The 19054-nt window shown below is 29.5% G+C and carries 21 protein-coding genes; 12 read left to right on the top strand and 9 right to left on the bottom strand.

Annotation, left to right across the window (positions count from 1 at the left end; translation table 11 throughout):
- Position 1: 1 nt before the first annotated feature.
- The gene (locus LPB136_RS05185) at positions 2–406 is read left to right on the top strand and encodes a DUF1573 domain-containing protein (protein WP_072555112.1); all 405 of its coding nucleotides are present in this window, start codon (positions 2–4) and stop codon (positions 404–406) included.
- A gap of 51 nt (positions 407–457) precedes the next feature.
- On the opposite strand, the gene LPB136_RS05190 is transcribed toward LPB136_RS05185, so the two are convergent.
- Positions 458–1684, bottom strand: coding sequence for an aspartyl protease family protein (locus tag LPB136_RS05190; RefSeq protein ID WP_237267420.1), 1227 nt, complete (start codon positions 1682–1684; stop codon positions 458–460).
- A 266-nt stretch (positions 1685–1950) separates the two neighbouring features.
- Here LPB136_RS05190 and LPB136_RS05195 point away from each other — a divergent pair, with 266 nt between their 5' ends.
- Both LPB136_RS05195 and murB read left to right on the top strand, forming a co-directional pair.
- A complete protein-coding gene (locus LPB136_RS05195; RefSeq protein ID WP_072555113.1) occupies positions 1951–3141 on the top strand; it encodes a pyridoxal phosphate-dependent aminotransferase in 1191 nt (396 codons plus the stop codon).
- The gene (murB, locus tag LPB136_RS05200) at positions 3142–4152 is read left to right on the top strand and encodes a UDP-N-acetylmuramate dehydrogenase (RefSeq protein ID WP_072555114.1); all 1011 of its coding nucleotides are present in this window, start codon (positions 3142–3144) and stop codon (positions 4150–4152) included. It begins immediately after the preceding gene.
- Positions 4153–4202: 50 nt separating this feature from the next.
- Here the strand turns inward: murB and aqpZ are convergent, their stop codons facing one another.
- Positions 4203–4889, bottom strand: coding sequence for an aquaporin Z (gene aqpZ / locus LPB136_RS05205; protein ID WP_072555115.1), 687 nt, complete (start codon positions 4887–4889; stop codon positions 4203–4205).
- 132 nt (positions 4890–5021) lie between these two features.
- Here aqpZ and LPB136_RS05210 point away from each other — a divergent pair, with 132 nt between their 5' ends.
- Genes LPB136_RS05210 through lipA form a run of 5 tightly spaced genes read left to right on the top strand, consistent with a single transcriptional unit; the run spans position 5022 to position 8611 of the window.
- The gene (locus LPB136_RS05210) at positions 5022–5225 is read left to right on the top strand and encodes a membrane or secreted protein (protein ID WP_072555116.1); all 204 of its coding nucleotides are present in this window, start codon (positions 5022–5024) and stop codon (positions 5223–5225) included.
- A gap of 13 nt (positions 5226–5238) precedes the next feature.
- Positions 5239–6345, top strand: a complete 1107-nt coding sequence (locus LPB136_RS05215; RefSeq protein WP_072555117.1) for a glycosyltransferase — start codon at positions 5239–5241, stop codon at positions 6343–6345.
- A complete protein-coding gene (locus tag LPB136_RS05220; protein WP_072555118.1) occupies positions 6336–6899 on the top strand; it encodes an RNA polymerase sigma factor in 564 nt (187 codons plus the stop codon). The genes LPB136_RS05215 and LPB136_RS05220 overlap by 10 nt, the downstream gene beginning before the upstream one ends.
- Before the next feature lies 1 nt (position 6900).
- Entirely contained in the window at positions 6901–7686 is a 786-nt protein-coding gene (locus tag LPB136_RS05225) for a hypothetical protein (RefSeq protein WP_083426182.1), read from the top strand.
- A 55-nt stretch (positions 7687–7741) separates the two neighbouring features.
- Positions 7742–8611 (top strand): lipoyl synthase, encoded by an 870-nt coding sequence (gene lipA / locus LPB136_RS05230; RefSeq protein WP_072555119.1) that lies wholly within the window; start codon positions 7742–7744, stop codon positions 8609–8611.
- Here lipA and LPB136_RS05235 read toward each other — a convergent pair.
- From LPB136_RS05235 to LPB136_RS05255, 4 genes are all read right to left on the bottom strand, one after another.
- Positions 8608–9255, bottom strand: a complete 648-nt coding sequence (locus LPB136_RS05235; RefSeq protein ID WP_072555120.1) for a hypothetical protein — start codon at positions 9253–9255, stop codon at positions 8608–8610. The genes lipA and LPB136_RS05235 overlap by 4 nt on opposite strands.
- 342 nt (positions 9256–9597) lie before the next feature.
- Complete coding sequence (locus LPB136_RS05240) at positions 9598–9837, bottom strand: hypothetical protein (protein WP_072555121.1); 240 nt, start codon at positions 9835–9837, stop codon at positions 9598–9600.
- Complete coding sequence (locus LPB136_RS05245; protein ID WP_072555122.1) at positions 9838–11196, bottom strand: pyridoxal-phosphate dependent enzyme; 1359 nt, start codon at positions 11194–11196, stop codon at positions 9838–9840. It lies immediately after the preceding gene.
- 371 nt (positions 11197–11567) lie between these two features.
- Positions 11568–12803: an ABC transporter permease gene (locus LPB136_RS05255; protein WP_072556919.1), complete on the bottom strand. Its 1236-nt coding sequence runs from the start codon at positions 12801–12803 to the stop codon at positions 11568–11570.
- A 4-nt stretch (positions 12804–12807) separates the two neighbouring features.
- On the opposite strand from LPB136_RS05255, the gene LPB136_RS05260 reads away from it, so the two are divergent.
- Genes LPB136_RS05260 through LPB136_RS05270 form a run of 3 tightly spaced genes read left to right on the top strand, consistent with a single transcriptional unit; the run spans position 12808 to position 15360 of the window.
- Entirely contained in the window at positions 12808–14082 is a 1275-nt protein-coding gene (locus tag LPB136_RS05260; RefSeq protein WP_072555124.1) for an exo-beta-N-acetylmuramidase NamZ family protein, read from the top strand.
- 11 nt (positions 14083–14093) lie between these two features.
- On the top strand, positions 14094–15071 hold the full coding sequence (locus LPB136_RS05265) for a hypothetical protein (RefSeq protein ID WP_072555125.1): 978 nt from the start codon (positions 14094–14096) through the stop codon (positions 15069–15071).
- A 25-nt stretch (positions 15072–15096) separates the two neighbouring features.
- Positions 15097–15360 (top strand): DUF3781 domain-containing protein, encoded by a 264-nt coding sequence (locus tag LPB136_RS05270; RefSeq protein ID WP_083426183.1) that lies wholly within the window; start codon positions 15097–15099, stop codon positions 15358–15360.
- Between the two features lie 52 nt (positions 15361–15412).
- On the opposite strand, the gene LPB136_RS05275 is transcribed toward LPB136_RS05270, so the two are convergent.
- The 3 genes from LPB136_RS05275 to LPB136_RS05285 are packed head-to-tail and all read right to left on the bottom strand — an operon-like array spanning position 15413 to position 17161.
- On the bottom strand, positions 15413–15775 hold the full coding sequence (locus LPB136_RS05275; protein ID WP_072555126.1) for a hypothetical protein: 363 nt from the start codon (positions 15773–15775) through the stop codon (positions 15413–15415).
- The gene (locus LPB136_RS05280) at positions 15765–16595 is read right to left on the bottom strand and encodes a sterol desaturase family protein (protein ID WP_072555127.1); all 831 of its coding nucleotides are present in this window, start codon (positions 16593–16595) and stop codon (positions 15765–15767) included. The genes LPB136_RS05275 and LPB136_RS05280 overlap by 11 nt, the downstream gene beginning before the upstream one ends.
- 41 nt (positions 16596–16636) lie before the next feature.
- Positions 16637–17161 (bottom strand): YkgJ family cysteine cluster protein, encoded by a 525-nt coding sequence (locus tag LPB136_RS05285; protein ID WP_072555128.1) that lies wholly within the window; start codon positions 17159–17161, stop codon positions 16637–16639.
- Positions 17162–17248: 87 nt separating this feature from the next.
- On the opposite strand from LPB136_RS05285, the gene argS reads away from it, so the two are divergent.
- Positions 17249–19036, top strand: coding sequence for an arginine--tRNA ligase (gene argS, locus LPB136_RS05290; protein WP_072555129.1), 1788 nt, complete (start codon positions 17249–17251; stop codon positions 19034–19036).
- Positions 19037–19054: the final 18 nt, after the last annotated feature.

The raw sequence follows: 19054 nt of genomic DNA on the forward strand, positions 1-19054 counted from the left end.
GATGAAGTTAGTATTTACACTGTTTTTTGTTGGTTTATTAAACGTAACAATAAACGCGCAAGAGTTTAAATTTGAAAAAGAACTAATTAACTATGGTAAAATAGCACAAGGTTCTGACGGAACACGTGTTTTTGAATTTACTAATGTTGGTGAAGAACCAATAACTATTACAAGAGTTTCTTCTTCTTGTGGATGTACAATTCCTAAAAAACCAGAACAACCTATTATGCCAGGTGAAAAAGGAAAAATTGAAGTTTCTTACGACACTAAACGTTTAGGTGGTTTTTCTAAAACAATTACCATATTTTCTAACGCTAAAACTGAACGTAAGAAAATAAAGATTAAAGGATATATTAGTAAAGAAATACTACCTGAAAAGGAAAAAAGTATGCTATCAGATAGTTAGAAAAATATGTATAAAAGAATATAAAAAAAGCCTCGTTTTACGAGGCTTTTTTTATATTCTTTCTTTCAGTTTAAATTCAAATTTGAGTTTTAACCCTTTTCTTTCTACAAGCATTTTTATCTTTCTATTTGGCTTTTTCTGAAACAAAGAGGTTATCTCATCTAATGTATAATTATGAACTGGTTTATTATTTATTTCTAAAATAATATCATCTTTCTTTATTCCAGCAAAAGCAGATGGAGAACCACTTACCACATTATTTACTTTATATGAGGGTTTAAATTTGTAAGTATAACTGGTGACAAGAGATAAAGTATTATTACTACTAGATCCATTATTAGTACCATAAGCACCAATAACTTTAGTTTCTTGTTCCTCTCTTATTAATTTTTTCCCAATAAAAACAACACTTAAACCACTCATGTTATAATAAAATCCATCTTTTAAAGATGCGTTCTTTTTTAGTGAAATTTTTTTATTTGGATAATCAATTATAACTTTAAATCGTTTTAAAATTGTACCACCAATACTTCCATTTCGTTCTTTAAATTTTCGGGCATTAAATGTAGATATTGAATCTAAAAAAGATACAGTTGGTTTTTTAACAACAAACCTACCAATCTTAATATAGGGAATTTTACTTCTATTTCCATAAATAGCACCACTTAAACCTTCACCAAGTAAATCATTAAAATGTTTAATTGGTGTCTTAATTTCTACCTTGGTATTTTCAAATAACCACATTGCATCACTTCCGCCAGAATCTATTAGCATTTTAAGATCTGTAATATTATTCCCTAACGTGTCTATTTGAGCACTTACATTTATATAAGGTTTATTTCTATAAAACTCTAGCGGAAAAGTTTCACATCTTTTACACTTTTTATATTTATAATATTTAGGGTTATAAAAATCAATTTTCTTTGTTTTATAATTTATCCTTATAATTACATTTTTAAGTAATTTATGCCCGATAATCCCATGAATTGTAATTCCCATTTTTCCAGACAAATCAAAATCATCCTTTAAAACAACGTATAACTCTTCATTACTACTAATTAAATTTTTAATTCTAAAGCGGTTATTTTTAGACAAAAGAGCATCTACAGGCTTTCCACCACCTAAACCCTGTAAAGCAATAGTTTCTATGTTTTTTAACCCAATACTATCATTTTGAGATAAATTAAAAAGTATGGTTTTATTTACTCCTGTATCTAAAATAAAGTTTAGCTCTTTTCCATTAATTTCTAATGGTAAAATAATTAAGTTATTAATCAACTTAAATTTTACTGATTGTTTTTTTGTATTTGAACCATAAAACTGAAAACTACTCTGAGCCTGAGTATGAATCACAAATAAAATTGATAAAAAAAAGAATAATTTTCGATTCAAGAGAAAGGGTTTTGGTATTTCAAGATACAAATTACAATTGATAACTTAACACTTTTAAGATTATTTTAACCTTTAACAAATCAAAAAAAAACGCTTTTATTTGCTAAAATATTCGCAAATTTGTTTTTCAAACAACTACAAAAATTTAGACAATGCCTTCTATATCAAAAAAAGGAAATGCAATGCCACAAAGTCCAATTAGAAAATTGGTGCCATTTGCAGAAAACGCTAAGAAAAAAGGTACAAAAGTGTACCATTTAAATATAGGTCAGCCAGATATTAAAACCCCACAAGTAGCTTTAGACGCTGTAAAAAACAATGATATTAAAACATTGGCTTACGCACGCTCTGAAGGTTCTGAAGAATATAGAAACAAACTAGTAGAGTATTATAAAAAACACCAAGTTAATGTAACTGCTAACAATATTATTGTTACTACTGGTGGTTCTGAGGCGTTACTTTTTACTATTGGAAGTATTACAGATCCAGGTGATGAAATTATTATCCCTGAACCTTTTTATGCAAATTACAACGGCTTTTCTACAGCTTCTGGAGTAAAGGTTATTCCAGTAATTTCTAAAATTGAAGATAACTTTGCATTGCCAAAAATTGAGGACTTTGAAAAATTAATTACTAAGAAAACAAAGGCAATATTAATTTGTAACCCTGGAAATCCAACTGGATATTTATATTCAAAAGAAGAAATTCAAAAATTAAAAGAAATTGTTTTAAAACACGATTTATTTTTAATTGCTGATGAAGTATATAGAGAATTCACCTACGATGGTTTAGAACATACTTCTGTAATGGCATTAGATGGTTTAGAGCAAAATTCTATAATTATAGACTCTGTTTCTAAACGTTACAGCATGTGTGGTGCAAGAATTGGTTGTATTGTTTCTAAAAATGAAGACTTTATAAATACCGCTATTAAATTTGCACAAGCTAGGTTGAGTCCACCAACGTATGCTTTAATTGCAAGTGAAGCTGCTTTAGATACGCCTCAACAATATTTTGATGATGTTAAAGAAGAATACGTTGAGCGTAGAAATACATTAATTACAGAATTACAAAAAATTGATGGTGTTAAAGTTGCCAATCCAAAAGGTGCTTTTTATTGTGTAGTAGAATTACCCGTAAAAGATTCTGATCGTTTTGCACAGTGGATTTTAGAAGACTTTAATTATAATAACGAAACTGTTATGGTTGCTCCTGCCAGCGGATTCTATTCTACTCCTGGCGAAGGAAAAAATCAAGTTAGAATAGCTTATGTTTTAAATAAAAAAGATTTAATTAGATCTGTAGAAATTTTAGGAGAAGCTTTAAAACAATATCCAAATTAATTGAATATTCAACAAAACATATCGCTTAAAAGATACAATACGTTTGGTATTTCTGTAAATGCCAAACGTTTTATTTCTATCACTTCTGTATATGAATTACAACAACTTCTAAAAATTGAAAAAGACATTTTTTTAATTTCTGGTGGAAGTAATATGCTGCTTACAAAAGATATTAATAAATTGGTTGTGCATATTGATATCAAAGGGATTTCAATAGATAGAGAAAATTATAACGATATTTATTTGACCGTAAATGCTGGTGAAAATTGGCACGAATTTGTTTTGTGGTGTGTTTCTCAAAATTATGGTGGAATTGAAAATTTATCGCTAATCCCTGGTAATGTAGGTACTTGTCCAATTCAGAATATTGGTGCGTATGGTGTTGAAGTAAAAGATACAATTACACAAGTTGAAGCCATTGAAATTGAAACTGGAAAATTAGTAGTATTTCCTGCTAAGGAATGTCAATTCGGATACAGAAATTCTATTTTTAAAAATGAAGTAAAAGGTAAGTATGTAATAACTTCAGTTAGTTTTCAATTGACAAAAAATGAGCATAAGTTAAATACTTCTTATGGAGCAATTGAAACTGAATTGACTTCAAAAAATATAGAAAACCCTACTTTAAAAGATGTCTCTGATGCAGTTATTTCAATCAGGCAAAGTAAATTACCTGATCCTAAAAAAATAGGAAATAGTGGAAGTTTCTTTAAAAATCCTGTGATTTTAAAATCGCTTTTTGATAAACTTCAGAAAAAGCATCCTAAAATACCAAGTTATCCTGTTTCAGATGAAACTTTAAAAGTTCCTGCGGGTTGGTTAATTGAACAAAGTGGATTTAAAGGGAAACGTTTTGGTGAATTTGGTGTACATGAAAAGCAAGCATTAGTTTTGGTAAATTATGGTAATGCTTCTGGTAAAGAAATTTTCGCGCTTGCGCAAAAGATTCAAAAAACTATCAAAGAAAACTTTGAAATTGACTTAGAAATTGAAGTGAATATTATTACATAAAAAACGTCTGGATGATAATTCCAGACGTTTATTTATTGAAAATAATCTATCTATTCTTTATCAAATAAGGCTTTGTGTATAAAACCTGCTACAATTGCTCCTGCAATTGGTGCAACCCAAAATAACCAAGATTGTGCTAAATAAGCACCGTCTGCAAATAATGCCTGACTCATAGAACGTGCAGGATTTACCGATGTATTTGTAATAGGAATACTAATTAAGTGTATTAAAGTTAAACCTAAACCAATTGCAATTGGTGCAAAACCTTTTGGTGCTCTTTCGTTTGTACTTCCTAAAATAATTAGCAAAAAGAACATTGTTAATAAGAATTCTGCAACAAAAGCAGAAGTAATATTAAAACCTCCAGGAGATAATTCTCCATAACCATTAGCTGCAAAACCGCCAACACCATCAAATCCGGCTTTTCCAGAAACAATAAAGTATAAAGCACCTGCTGCTAAAATTGCTCCTACTAATTGAGAAACGATATAAGGTATTAATTCTTTTGCAGAAAATTTTCCTCCAGCCCAAAGACCAAAAGAAACTGCTGGGTTAAAATGCCCTCCAGAAATATGACCTACAGCATATGCCATTGTTAATACTGTTAAACCAAAGGCTAATGCTACACCGGCAAAACCGATTCCTAATTCTGGAAAAGCAGCTGCAAAAATTGCACTACCACAACCTCCAAATACTAACCAGAATGTACCGAATAATTCAGCAAAATATTTTTTCATAATTAAAAAGTTTAAATTAATTGATTTGTTATATGACACATTTTTATTTGAAAGTCACATTTAGAAATATATTGAAAATAATTTATTGTGATTTTTTTAGTTTGTATCTTTGCACAATAAAATTCATATAAAATGAAATTACTTTTATTAACTTTAGCTTTATTAGGTTTAGCTGTAGCTGGAATTGCTATTAAAATTTGGGCAAAAAAGGACGGTAAATTTGCAGGTACATGTGCAAGTCAAAACCCAATGTTAAATGAGAGTGGGGAATCTTGTGGTTTCTGCGGAAAAACACCAGAACAATATGCAGATTGTGCTGAACCTCAACACAATTAATAGTATTTTATAAATGGTAATAACTACGCTTTTCTACATTTTTGTAGCAGTTACTATTATTCAAATTATATATTATTTAGTGTTTGCTGTTTTTGCTTTTTCTAAAGATGAAAAACAAAAAACAACTAAAAGCTTACCGGTTTCTGTAATTATCTGTGCTAAAAACGAAGCTGAAAATTTACCAGAATTTCTTCCCTCAATACTAAATCAAAATTATCCTGAGTTTGAAATTGTTTTAATAAATGATGCTTCTATTGACGATTCTTTAGAAATAATGGAAACTTTTCAGAAAGAAAACAACAATATTAAAATTGTTAATGTTGAAAATAATGAAGCTTTCTGGGGAAACAAAAAATACGCACTTACACTAGGAATTAAAGCCGCAAAACACGAACATTTATTGTTTACAGATGCAGATTGTAAAGTGGTTTCTGAAAATTGGATTTCTGAAATGACAAGCCATTTTTCAACAGAAAAAAGTATTATTTTAGGTTATGGAAAGTATAATACTTCAAAGCGAAGTTTAGTTAACCTTTTTGTGAAATACGAAACATTATTAACAGCTATTCAATATTTTAGTTATGCTAAAATCGGATCGCCTTATATGGCTGTTGGTAGAAATTTAGCGTATACAAAATCCGAATTCTTTAAAGTAAAAGGTTTTATAAATCATATGAATATTCGCTCAGGAGACGACGATTTATTTATACAGGATGCAGCAACAAAAGCTAACACAACAATTTGTACTTCAACAGATAGTTTTACGGTTTCTGAGCCTCCAAAAACATTTAAAAAATGGGTTTTACAAAAGCGAAGACATATTTCTACAGCAAAACATTACAAAACTAAGCATCAGTTTTTTCTTGGTTTATTTTTCGTTTCAAAACTACTTTTTATAATTTTAGCTACACTCCTATTCTTTCTGTTTGATTGGAAAATTATGTTACCAATTGTACTAATTTATTATATCGTTCAATTTATAGTCGTAGGATTTTCAGCAAAGAAACTACAAGAAACACAAGCAGTATTTTTCTTACCTTTTTTAGAAATTGGCTTAGTTCTATTTCAATTTGGTATCTTTATTGCAAATAAAATTTCTAAACCAGTAGATTGGAAGTAAATAAGGACAAACTTTTATCAGAAATTAAAAAAGCAAAAGAAGGCAAACAAACTGCTTTCAACTTTTTGTTGGATTCTTTTTGGGGAAATGTATATAATTTTCAGCTTAAAAAAATTCAGAATGATGAAGATGCAGAAGATATTACTATCAAAACATTTTCTAAAGCTTTTGATAAAATAAGCACATTTGATGAGCAATATCAGTTTAAAACCTGGTTAATTGCTATTTCTAAAAATGTCTATATCGATTTTCTTCGCAAGAAAAAATCATCTATTTCTATAGAGACAACAAAAGTGCAAGAAGAAACAGTATATGCAATTGTAGATGATGCTCCATCACCAGAAGATAAAATTATTACCGAGCAAAATTTAGCAAAACTATTACAAGATATTAAGAAGTTAAAACCTAAATATCAAGAAGTTATTCAATTACGTTTTTTTCAAGAATTAAGCTACAAAGAAATTTCTGAACAAATTAACGAACCAATGAATAACGTAAAAGTAAAATTATTACGTGCTAAAAAATTGTTGGCGGAGATTATTAAGAAGTCTTAAAATGAATAAAATATTTCTCTCTATATTTCTATTAATCTTTTCATCTTGTGATAAAAAAGTTAATGCAGATAAAGGTAAAATAATTTTACACGAAGATTCTTTAATTATTAGTAAAAATGTAAATCAATATTTTGATTTAGTCGATGAAAATATTTCTCCTTTAGATACTATTTTAGAAGAAAACACTCCTAATAGTCTTGATTTAAATAAGCATCAACTTTTTATTGATACAACCAAAACATCTAAATATTTTCAGTTTTATAAAAACTGGAAACCAAATATTGATATTGATAATTTTATTTATAATTATCCTCAGAAATTGAAAAGTATATCAAAAAAAATTGATTTTAAAGACTTTTCTAATACTTGGTTTGAGGTTAAAAACTTAAATGATAAATTTGTAATTTATGATCCTTGTGATGGTAATACTTTAGCTCTATATTTCAGTAATAATAAAGTCGTCTTTGTTTATAGACATGAACCTGATGTTGATGTAATCAATAAAATTATATCTATAAATGAAAATGAAATTGTTTTAGATTTATTAACTCATCCTAATAAATCAAATTCTGGCAAAGCAAAGTTGTCAATTAAAAAAACTAAATTTAAGAACGTTTGTTTATTAAGTTACTCATATGATTCCAATCAATTAGATTTTTTTGTTACTTCAAAAAGTAATGTTTCATTTTTTAATATAGTTGTGAATAATTGCCCTAAAATGAAAAGACAAGAATATAATTTTGAAAAAGATTTTGAAAAAGATTTTGAATTAATAGAAGTAGAGTAAATTATTACCAAATCTTTACAATTCTTCGTAACTTTGTTGTTCAATTATTAAGTGAATGTCAGAAAAATCAGTTGTACTTCCAGAAAGAGTAAAAAAACCAAAATGGTTGCGTGTAAAATTACCTGTTGGTAAAAAGTATACAGAACTAAGAGGTTTAGTAGACAAATACAAATTAAATACAATTTGTGCCAGCGGAAGCTGCCCAAACATGGGAGAATGTTGGGGAGAAGGAACTGCAACATTTATGATTCTTGGAAACATTTGTACACGTTCTTGTGGTTTTTGCGGTGTTAAAACCGGAAGACCAGAAACAGTGGAATGGGACGAACCTGAAAAAGTAGCACAATCTATTAAAATTATGAGCATTAAACACGCCGTAATTACTTCTGTAGATAGAGACGATTTAAAAGATGGAGGTTCTATTATTTGGGCAGAAACTGTACAGGCAATTCGTAGAGCAAACCCTACAACAACTTTAGAGACATTAATTCCTGATTTTCAAGGAAACACAAAGCAATTAGATAGAATTATAGCAGAGCATCCAGAAGTTGTTTCTCACAATATGGAAACTGTGCGTCGTTTAACGCGTGAGGTTAGAATACAAGCAAAATACGATCGTAGTTTAGGTGTTTTAAAGTACCTTAAAGAAAACGGAATGCGTACAAAGTCTGGTATTATGTTAGGTTTGGGTGAAAAGGAAGAAGAAGTTATCCAAACTATGAAAGATTTACGCGAAGTTGGTTTAGATGTTATTACTATTGGTCAATACTTACAACCAAGTAAAAAGCATTTACCTTTAAAAGAATTTATTACGCCAGAGCAATTTAAAAAATACGAAACTTTAGGCTTAGAAATGGGTTTTATGTACGTAGAAAGCGGACCTTTAGTACGTTCTTCTTACAAAGCTCATAAACACGCTAACTAGTTTTTAACTTTTAATTTTCTTTTCCAATACACAATATAAATTGTGCCAAAAATAGTTGGCAACATCCAAGCAATTAAATTGTTTAAACTTAAGCCTGCAACTAAAAATGCAGTAACAGAAGCTATAAAAGCACCAATCATTTTACCAACATGATTTGTAAGCCATAAATTTCTTTTGGTTGAAAGGTTTCTATAAAAAATGAAATCTTTAATAGATAATAAGAACCCGAAGCCTCCAAAGAACACAAATAGTAAAAATGCAGTTGTATTACCTTTTATAAGGAAATAAATACCGAATAAAATCATTACAACTGAAAAGAAAAACATACTTCCTGAGGTAATTTTATCTGTTACAGTAGCTGCTGTTTTAGTTTTCGATTTAAAGGTTAAAACCTGATTTCCTGAAACAACTAAATAAATAGTAAAAAGCCCAATTAACAACAAAAATATATTTTGATGATTTGGCAAACAAGCAATAGGAATCGATATTAGTGAACTCACCAGCATTCCTATTGAGAACAACTTTCCAAAACGTTTATGCGGTATACTTCCCTTTTTTACAACAATACTTCCAATACCAGAAATTAAACCCAATCCGCCAAAAAAAGCGTGTATGTATATAAATACGCTAATTATTTCTTCCATTTTGTCTGTTTAGTTAGTTTTTAATACTGTAAAGTTCCTATTTTATCTTTGAACAAGATAATTATTAATACCCAATTGTTAATTTTATTAGATAAACTGTATTAAAAACCGTACTCAACAATCATATTAGCAATAAAGCATCAGTTATATGTTAAGAGTTTATAAAAATCACATCATTTTAACAATTTATGTACTTAAAATACATTTTGGCACACCATTTGCAAAGAGTAAACTGAAGACGACGTAGTAAACCGTTTTCATGTGTAAATTATTTGAATTAGTTGATTAAAAAAAACCACCTCTAACGAGATGGTTTTTTTAGTTTAAATTATTTCTATTATTTTAAACTTCAGAATAAATCCAAAACCCAAAAAAACATATTACAACAGATAAGACAAAAATAAATGAGTTATAAAGTATTACTCTTAACAAACTTCCACTAACTCTGTTTTGATAAAATTCATTTCCTTTAATAATTATTTTTATTAATGAAAAAATTACTACCGTTGGTAACAACATAAATAGTAAAAAAACTAAAATAAAATCCCCAAAACTAGATGGTCCACTGAATAGAAAAATCATTTAAATAGCACTTATAATATCATACTTTGTAATAATATGGTGATTCCCGTTTTCTAAATCTACTAAAACAGCTTGATTCTCTTTGGTAATCAATTTAGATATTTCTTCTAATTTTGCAGATTTCTTAACTATAGGATATGGTTTTCCCATAATATCTTTAATAGGTTTATCTGCAATATTTTTATCAGCTATAAAACTGTGTAATAAAACAGACTCATCAATAGAACCCACAAAACCATTAATATCTTTTACTGGAATTTGCGAAATTTTATAATCGCGCATACGCTCTATTGCATGCGAAACCAATTCTTCTGTTTGTGCAGCAACTAAAGGCTCATCTGAATGATTTTTAATTAAATCTGCAGCCGTTTTAATTTCCTCTTCCAAGAAACCTCTTTCGCGCATCCAATCATCATTAAACATCTTACCAACATATCTACTTCCATGATCGTGAAACAACACAACAACAACATCATCTTTAGTAAAATGATCTTTTAATTGCAACATTCCTTTAATAGCAGAACCTGCAGAATTACCAACAAAAATTCCTTCTTCTTTGGCAATTTTTCTTGTGTAAACAGCAGCATCTTTATCTGTTACTTTTGTAAAACCATCAATTAGAGAAAAATCTACATTTTTAGGTAAAATATCTTCTCCAATTCCTTCAGTTATGTAAGGATAAATTTCATTCTCATCAAAAATACCTGTTTCATGGTATTTTTTAAATACAGAACCGTAAGTATCAATTCCCCAAATTTTAATATTCGGGTTTTTCTCTTTTAAATATTTTGCTGTACCAGAAATAGTTCCTCCAGTTCCTACTCCAACTACAAAATGTGTTATTTTTCCTTCAGTTTGTTCCCAAATTTCTGGTCCAGTTTGCTCATAATGCGCCAATGCATTACTTGGATTGTCATATTGATTTACATACCAAGAATTAGGCGTTTCTGCACCTAAGCGTTTAGAAACTGAATAATAAGAACGTGGATCGCTAGGTTCTACGTTGGTTGGACACACAATTACTTCTGCGCCAACAGCACGTAAAATGTCCATTTTTTCTTTAGATTGTTTGTCCGAAATCACAAAAATACATTTGTAACCTTTTATAATTGCAGCCAAAGCCAAACCCATTCCGGTATTTCCAGAAGTTCCTTCTATAATTGTTCCACCTGGTTGTAAACGACCATCAGCTTCTGCATCTTCAATCATTTTTAACGCCATTCTATCCTTTACAGAGTTTCCTGGGTTAAACGTTTCCACTTTGGCCAACACCAAAGCATCTATCTCTTTGGTAACTGAATTTAACTGAACCAATGGTGTATTTCCAATGGTTTCTAATATATTTTTTGCGTATTTCATCTCTTAAATTTACTGCTGCAAAGATACTTATTTTTTGGGCGTTTTAACGGGCTTTTGCTACTCGCTTTTTTTCTAAAAAAAAGAGCTCAAACAGACCGCTCAATCCCTAACGCGGGCTTACTTATTAAAGACTTGTTATTCCCTGTGTTGGCAGGAATCTATAATTATGTAGCTTTAAATAAAGAGAATGCTTCGTTCCACGCAATGACGCTTGCGGATATGCACGCGTTAGCGATTGAAACGGCATCCTTTTTAGTTGTCAGTTCGAGTGGATTTGTGAAGAATGAACAAATTTGTATCGAAAACAAAACTAAAAAGATACAGTGAAAAGCGCGACCTTTTTAGGTAACGCCCAACTAAAAAATTAAATTTTAAGCAAATTTTATAGACTCAGAGGGTCTGATTTTTGTGATTATATAAGACGGAATAATTAGCATTACAAAGCATAAAACTAGTGTTCCTAAGTTTAGTAGAAGCACGTTCCAGAAACTGATATAAATTGGCACTTTAGTTACATGATAGGTTTCTGGATCTAACGTAATTACTCCAAAATAATGTTGAATAAATAACAACGACAAACCTATTAAATTTCCCCAGAAAAGGCCTTTTAAAATTAAACTTGTGGCGTTGTATAAAAATATTTTTCGAACACTCCAATTACTGCTTCCTAAGGCTTTTAAAATACCAACCATTTGTACGCGCTCTAAGATTAAAACGAGTAAGGCGGTTATCATATTTATACCTGCAATTAGTATCATTATGGCAATTATAAACTGAACGTTGTTGTCAAAAAGTTGAATCCATTCAAAAATTGCTGGATATGTATCTACAATTGTTTTGCTATTTAATGTAGAGGGAATTTTGTTGTAAACTTCTTTTCCTTTTTGGTTAATTTCATCAAAATTATCGATTAATACTTCAAATCCGCCAACTTGGTTTTCCTTCCAACCGTTTAAACGTTGTACTTCAAAAATGTCGCCAACCATCATATTTTTATCAAACTCTTGGAAACCTGTATTGTAAATTCCAACAACAACTGGTTTTCTAAACTTCGCTTTTGAGGTGCTTGTGCCATTCATAAACCAGGTTTGAATGGTGTCATTTAGTTTTAAATGCAATCTATCGGCAATATATTTAGAGAGAATTACTTCTCTATTTCTTTGTTGCTTAAAGTTTGGCAAACGACCGTCAACCAAATATTCATTAAAAAAAGACCAATTATATTCTGCAGAAACGCCTTTAAAAACAATACCTTCAAAATCTGTTGGCGTTCTTATTATTCCGGTTTTATTAGCAAAAACTTGTACTTTATTAATACCTTTTACATTGGTAAACTCTGGATAAAAATCTTGGTTTTTATCTATTGGAACTGTAGAAACGTCTGAGTTATTATTATCGTAATTTGTAATTTGAATATGTCCTTTAAAACCAGACATTTTATCACGTATTTTATGCTGAAATCCAGACGCAGTAGCAACGGCAATCAACATAATAATCATACCCAACGCAATTGCTGTGGTTGCAATTTTTATTATTGGAGAAGATATACTATTTTTATGCTCTTTACTAGCAACTATTCGTTTAGCAATAAATAACTCGTAATTCAAATTGATGATAAATTTTAAACCTTTCAAAAGTACATATTTAATCTTGTTTCTGTCACTAAATTTTCAGCTGATTTCTTGTGCGCAAAAGTCGCAGTTAAAAAGTGAAAAAGTGAAAGAGTTGAAAGTTAAAGAAACCCAAGCCGAAATAAAAACAGCTGCAGATAGAATTAGTTTGTACTTAAAACTATTAAAAGGTAAAAATGTTGCTATTGTTGCCAATCAAACCTCGGTTTTATCTGTTTTACAACGTGCAGAAGTTGCTCCAAATGTTATGGGCTCTAAAGAAGTTACGCATCATTTAGTAGATTATTTACATACATATAATGGAATTAACATACAAAAAGTTTTTGCTCCTGAACATGGTTTTAGAGGAAAAGCAGACGCTGCAGAACATATAAAAGACGGAATTGACACCAAAACAGGTTTACCAATTCTTTCTTTGCATGGAAAAAGCAAAAAACCTTCAGCTGAACAATTAAAAGGAGTTGATGTTGTTGTTTTTGACATTCAAGATGTTGGCGCTCGTTTTTACACCTATATTTCTTCGTTGCATTTTGTTATGGAAGCTTGTGCAGAAAATGGAATTCCAATTATTATTTTAGACAGACCAAATCCAAATGGACATTACGTTGATGGACCAGTTTTAGAAATGAAACATTCCAGTTTTGTTGGTAAACATCCTGTTCCGTTGGTTTATGGAATGACAATTGGAGAATACGGACAAATGATTAACGGAGAAAAATGGCTTAAAAATGGAATTCAGGCTGATTTAACAGTTATTCCGTTAGAAAATTACACGCATAATTCGGAATATCATTTAGCAATAAGACCGTCGCCAAACTTACCGAATGATAAAAGTATTAACTTATATCCGAGTTTAGGTTTTTTTGAAGGAACAACTATAAATGCAGGTCGTGGAACTGAATTTCAGTTTCAAAGATATGGCGCACCTTTTTTCGAAAAAAGTGATTTCAGTTATACTCCAAATCCTAATTTTGGTGCTAAATATCCTAAACATAAAGGAAAACTTTGTTATGGTGTAGATTTAAGTACAACTGAAAAATTAAGTTCCGTAAACTTAGAATGGTTAATTGATGCTTATAATAAAACACCAAAAACAGAAAAATTCTTTGGTAAAACCTTTACTATTCATGCTGGTAACACAAAACTACAACAACAAATAGAACAAGGTTTAACAGCTCAAGAAATTAGAAAATCTTGGGAACCAGATTTGGATGCTTTTAAGAAAGTTAGGGAACGATATTTGATATATAAATAGAAATTAATTCTATGAAAAAATTACTATTTATTTCACTTATAATTACTTTTATTTCTTGTCAAGATAAATTTGAGCCAAATAAATATAATGGTGATTGGATTAATATGGACGAAGATGGTGGTTTTTCTTCTTTGCCTTCAATCATTTTTAAAAATGATTCAATTTATTTTTCTGATGCATATACTTATACTACAAAGGCAAAATTTAAAATTAACCGAAATAAAATCAGTTACTTTTTTAAAAATGATACTGTAATTAATAAATTTAATTTTTCTTCTAAAGATTCTACAATTACAATTGGAAAGAATATATATTATTTTTTGAAAGAATATTCAGATTTTAGTGAATTAACAGATTATAATTTAATTGGAATAAAAAGTAAAGAAAAAGTTATTGCAAATTCTTTATATAGTTCTTCAATAGGTTTCCATCTTTTTAAAAATAAAAATGATTCTTTGAATTTAAAATTAAATGATAGGGTTACAAGTAATTTAAATGAACTATCTTATTTCATTAACAATACTGGTATTCATGATCCATTTACGTTTTCAACTACTATTTATATAGGCAAAGAAGTAAACTTAAAAAATTTAATTAACTGTTATATTCGATTAACAGCAAATAATAGAAACAAAAGTTTAATTATAACAGATTATAACTTTAAAGAAAATTCTTATTCAATATTTTATGACAGGATTTCTCTTTGGGAAAATCAATTAGAAATATTTTATAAAGAAAATAAAATTCCTCCTGTTCCACCAAATTTGGAAAATTATAGGAATAAATATCTAAAAAAGTATTCTCCAAAAATCATAACTATAAATTCTTCCAAAGATTTTAACCTACTTGAAAACATTAATAAAGAAAGTGTTTATTTAATTAGTATCAACCCAGAAATGGAAATAGAAACATATTTAAAATTAAAAGAAAAACTTATAGAAATAAAGAGAAAAAGAAAAGTTAGAATAAAAACAGAGTTTGTTTTATAAATCCTAAAAGTGGAGTTCATACAAAATGAAAATCAACAAACAACAAATCCTAGAGAAACTCTGTTATACAGAACTTGTTTACGGTAGAATAAATAAAAAATTAAAAAGCTCCTTTTCAAAAAAAGAGATTGAGGTTTTTCTATTCAATATTCTAAAAGAAACTGATAAACAATTCTATACTAAAACCGGTAAAAACTTTTATATTTCAAACTTAGAAAACAATATTAGAATTACTATTAACTCCAATACTTTTAGAGTAATTACTGTTGATCGGTTGAAGAAAAAATAGTTAGTTAGCGTTTTGTCATTCCCGATTTCTCGGGAATGATAATAGTTTAATTTTAAGAAACATTAGCGGTAATAAATACACTCCACAAAAAAGCAGCCCAAAGCCACAAAACAAGCAAGTAGCTTATTCTAAGTATAACTATTGATTTTATTTTTTTTGAAATGAAATACCAAGTAATTCCGCCAAAAACAAATCCTAAAGACCATAACATTCCAACACTAATCATCGTTGGCCAAACCCAATCGCCTCGCCAATCATTAATACCTGGACAATCATTAAAAAGAAAAGAAACAAGGTAATACAAACCACCACCCAAAGCTCCCATACTTAAAAGCCCTAAAGCTGCTGTAACAAAAAATGCAACTGTAGAAAACTTAGTTGTATAGGTTAATGATTTCCAAAATTTAATTAACATTTGTTGGTTTTCTATAACCTTGAAACGGTTGTTTTAATAATTCTTTTAAAGAAGAGTTTGTTGCTTCATCTGGAAAAGTATCAACTCCATAAACAATTTTTTCTCTGTCTAATTCCATGTACGTTCCAAAAAGTCTGTCCCAAATAGAAAAAATATTTCCGTAGTTAGAATCGGTATAGGGCAACATATTATGATGATGTACTTTATGCATATCTGGAGACACAATTACATAACTTAAAAGCTTATCTAATTTTGAAGACATTTTAATATTTGCATGTGTAAATTGTGTGAAAATTAATGACATTGCTTGATACAACATAATTATGGCTATTGGAGTTCCAACTAAAAAAACACCTAATAATGTAAATGCAAATCTAATTACACTTTCAATTGGGTGATGTCTATTTGCTGTTGTTGTATCTACTTTATGATCTGTGTGATGCACCAAATGTACCATCCATAATTTTGGTGTTTTATGTTCTGTAAAATGTGCTAAATAAGCACCAAAGAAATCTAAAAATAAAACTCCCAAAACTACATACAACCACAATGGCATTTCTGGCAACCAATTTATTATTCCGAAATTATTAGCCGTAACCCAATCTGCTGTTTTTAATAATAAAAAAGCCAAAGCAAAATTAATAATAATGGTTGTTAAGGTGAAAAACAAGTTAGGTAAAGCATGTTTCCATTTTTTATAATTGAATTTAAACAACGGAATTGCACCTTCTAATAACCAAAAAAATGTGATTCCTCCAACAAGAATTAAACTTCTATGTGATGACGGAATAGTTTCGAAATAAGTAATTATAGTTTCCAAATAGGTTTTATTTTTGTCTAAAATAGTAAAAAAAAAGAACCTTAACTCCTTCTCTTCTTTTCTTTAGATACTAAAGGTAATTTCTTTTTTAAGTTTTCTACAATTGAATATGCTGCAGGACAAACGGCTGTATTATCTATGGTTAAATCTGTAATTCCAATAAACTTTTTACGATTTGTATGTGGATATTCAGCACAGGCTTTTGGTCTAACATCATAAATAAAACAAGTGTTATCAGATTCATCAAAGAAAGAACATGGAGCAGTTTTTAAGACCATAAAATCGTCTTCGTCTCTTACTAAATATTGGCTTTGAAAATCGGCAACTTTCATTCTCTGATGCTTAGCAATACGCTCAATATCTTTGTCCGTAAAAATTGGCGACGTTGTTTTACAACAATTACCACAGGTTAAACAATCTGTTTTTTCAAACTCCTCTTCATGTAATTCTTGCATTACATAATCTAAGTTTTTAGGCGTTCTTTTCTTTAATCTTGCAAAGTATTTTTGATTTTCTTTCTTTGCATCTGCCGCCAATTTTGGGAGTTGTTCTAAACGTTTTTCCATACTGTAAAAATACAAATATTCTTGACTAAAAATCCTTCAAAAAAACAAATAAATTATGTAATTTTGTTTTTCAATTTCAATTGATAAATGAATATTCAAAACACTATAGAAACCAAAGTAAAAGAAGGTTTTTTAGCATTATATAACACCGAAATTCCTTCGGTAGAGTTCCAAGCAACACGTAAAGAATTTGATGGCGATATTACTGTCGTTGTGTTTCCTTTGTTAAGGTACAAAAAAGGAAATCCTGTTCAAATAGGCGAAGATTTAGGTAAATATTTAGTTGAAACCGTTGAAGAAATTACAAACTATAACGTAGTAAAAGGTTTTTTAAACTTAGTAATTGCAGATAGTTTTTATAGTAATTTCTTTAATAAAATTAACAACAACTCAACATTTGGATTTGTTTCGTCTACGACAGAAAACGATTCTAGAATGGTAGAATATTCTTCTCCAAACACCAACAAACCTTTACATTTAGGACACGTAAGAAATGTGTTGTTAGGATATTCAGTTTCTGAAATCTTAAAAGCTTCTGGAAAAAAAGTTTACAAAACACAGATTATTAACGATCGTGGAATTCATATTTGTAAGTCGATGTTGGCTTGGGAAAAATTCGGAAACGGAGAAACTCCTGAAAACACCGGTTTAAAAGGTGATAAATTGGTTGGTAATTACTACGTGAAGTTTGACCAAGAATATAAAAAAGAGATTGCAACATTAGTTGCTTCAGGTCTTTCTGAAGAGGATGCTAAAAAACAAGCTCCACTTTTTATTGAAGCACAAGAAATGCTACGTAAATGGGAAGCTGGAGACAAACAAGTTGTTACTCTTTGGGAAACAATGAACGGCTGGGTTTACAAAGGTTTTGATGTTACCTATAAAAACATTGGAGTTGATTTTGATAAATTATACTACGAAAGCAATACCTATTTATTAGGAAAAGATATTATTGAAGACGGATTAAAATCGGGTGTTTTCTTCAAAAAAGAAGACGGTTCTGTTTGGTGCGACTTAACCGAAGATGGTTTAGATGAAAAATTAGTTTTGCGTTCTGACGGAACAGCAGTCTACATGACGCAAGATATTGGAACTGCCATACAACGTGCTAAAGATTTTACAGATTTAGGCGGAATGGTTTACACAGTTGGTAACGAGCAAGATTATCACTTTAAAGTATTATTCTTAATTTTAAAGAAATTAGGATATTCTTGGTCTGAAAGCTTGTATCATTTAAGTTACGGAATGGTAGATTTACCTTCTGGAAAAATGAAATCTCGTGAAGGAACTGTGGTTGATGCAGATGATTTAATGGACGAAATGACCAATACTGCCAAAGAGATTTCACAAGAATTAGGAAAATTAGAAGGGTATTCTGACAAAGAAAAAGAAGAGTTATATAAAGTAATTGGTTTAGGTGCTTTAAAATATTTCATTTTAAAAGTAGATCCTAAAAAGCGTATTTTATTTGACCCAAAATCTTCGGTAGATTTTCAAGGAAATACTGGGCCTTTTATACAATATACATACGCGAGAATTCAATCTATTTTAAGAAAAGCTACTTTTGATTATAGTAATGGTTCACTGAGCGGAGTCGAAGTGGAATTGCACGAAAAAGAAAAGGAATTAATTAAACAATTAGAGTTGTATCCTGAAGTAATTCAGCAAGCGGCAAAGAATTATTCACCCGCAGTTATTGCTAATTATACGTATGATTTGGTGAAAGAATTTAATTCGTTCTACCAAAATGTACATATTTTAGGAGAAGAAAATCAAGATAAAAAGGTATTTAGAGTTCAATTATCTAAAAAGGTTGCTGATACTATAAAATCGGCATTTGGTTTATTAGGAATTCAGGTTCCTGAGAGAATGTAAGTTTATTATTTAATTTAA

Source organism: Tenacibaculum todarodis (assembly GCF_001889045.1).
In the GTDB taxonomy this organism is placed as follows: domain Bacteria; phylum Bacteroidota; class Bacteroidia; order Flavobacteriales; family Flavobacteriaceae; genus Polaribacter; species Polaribacter todarodis.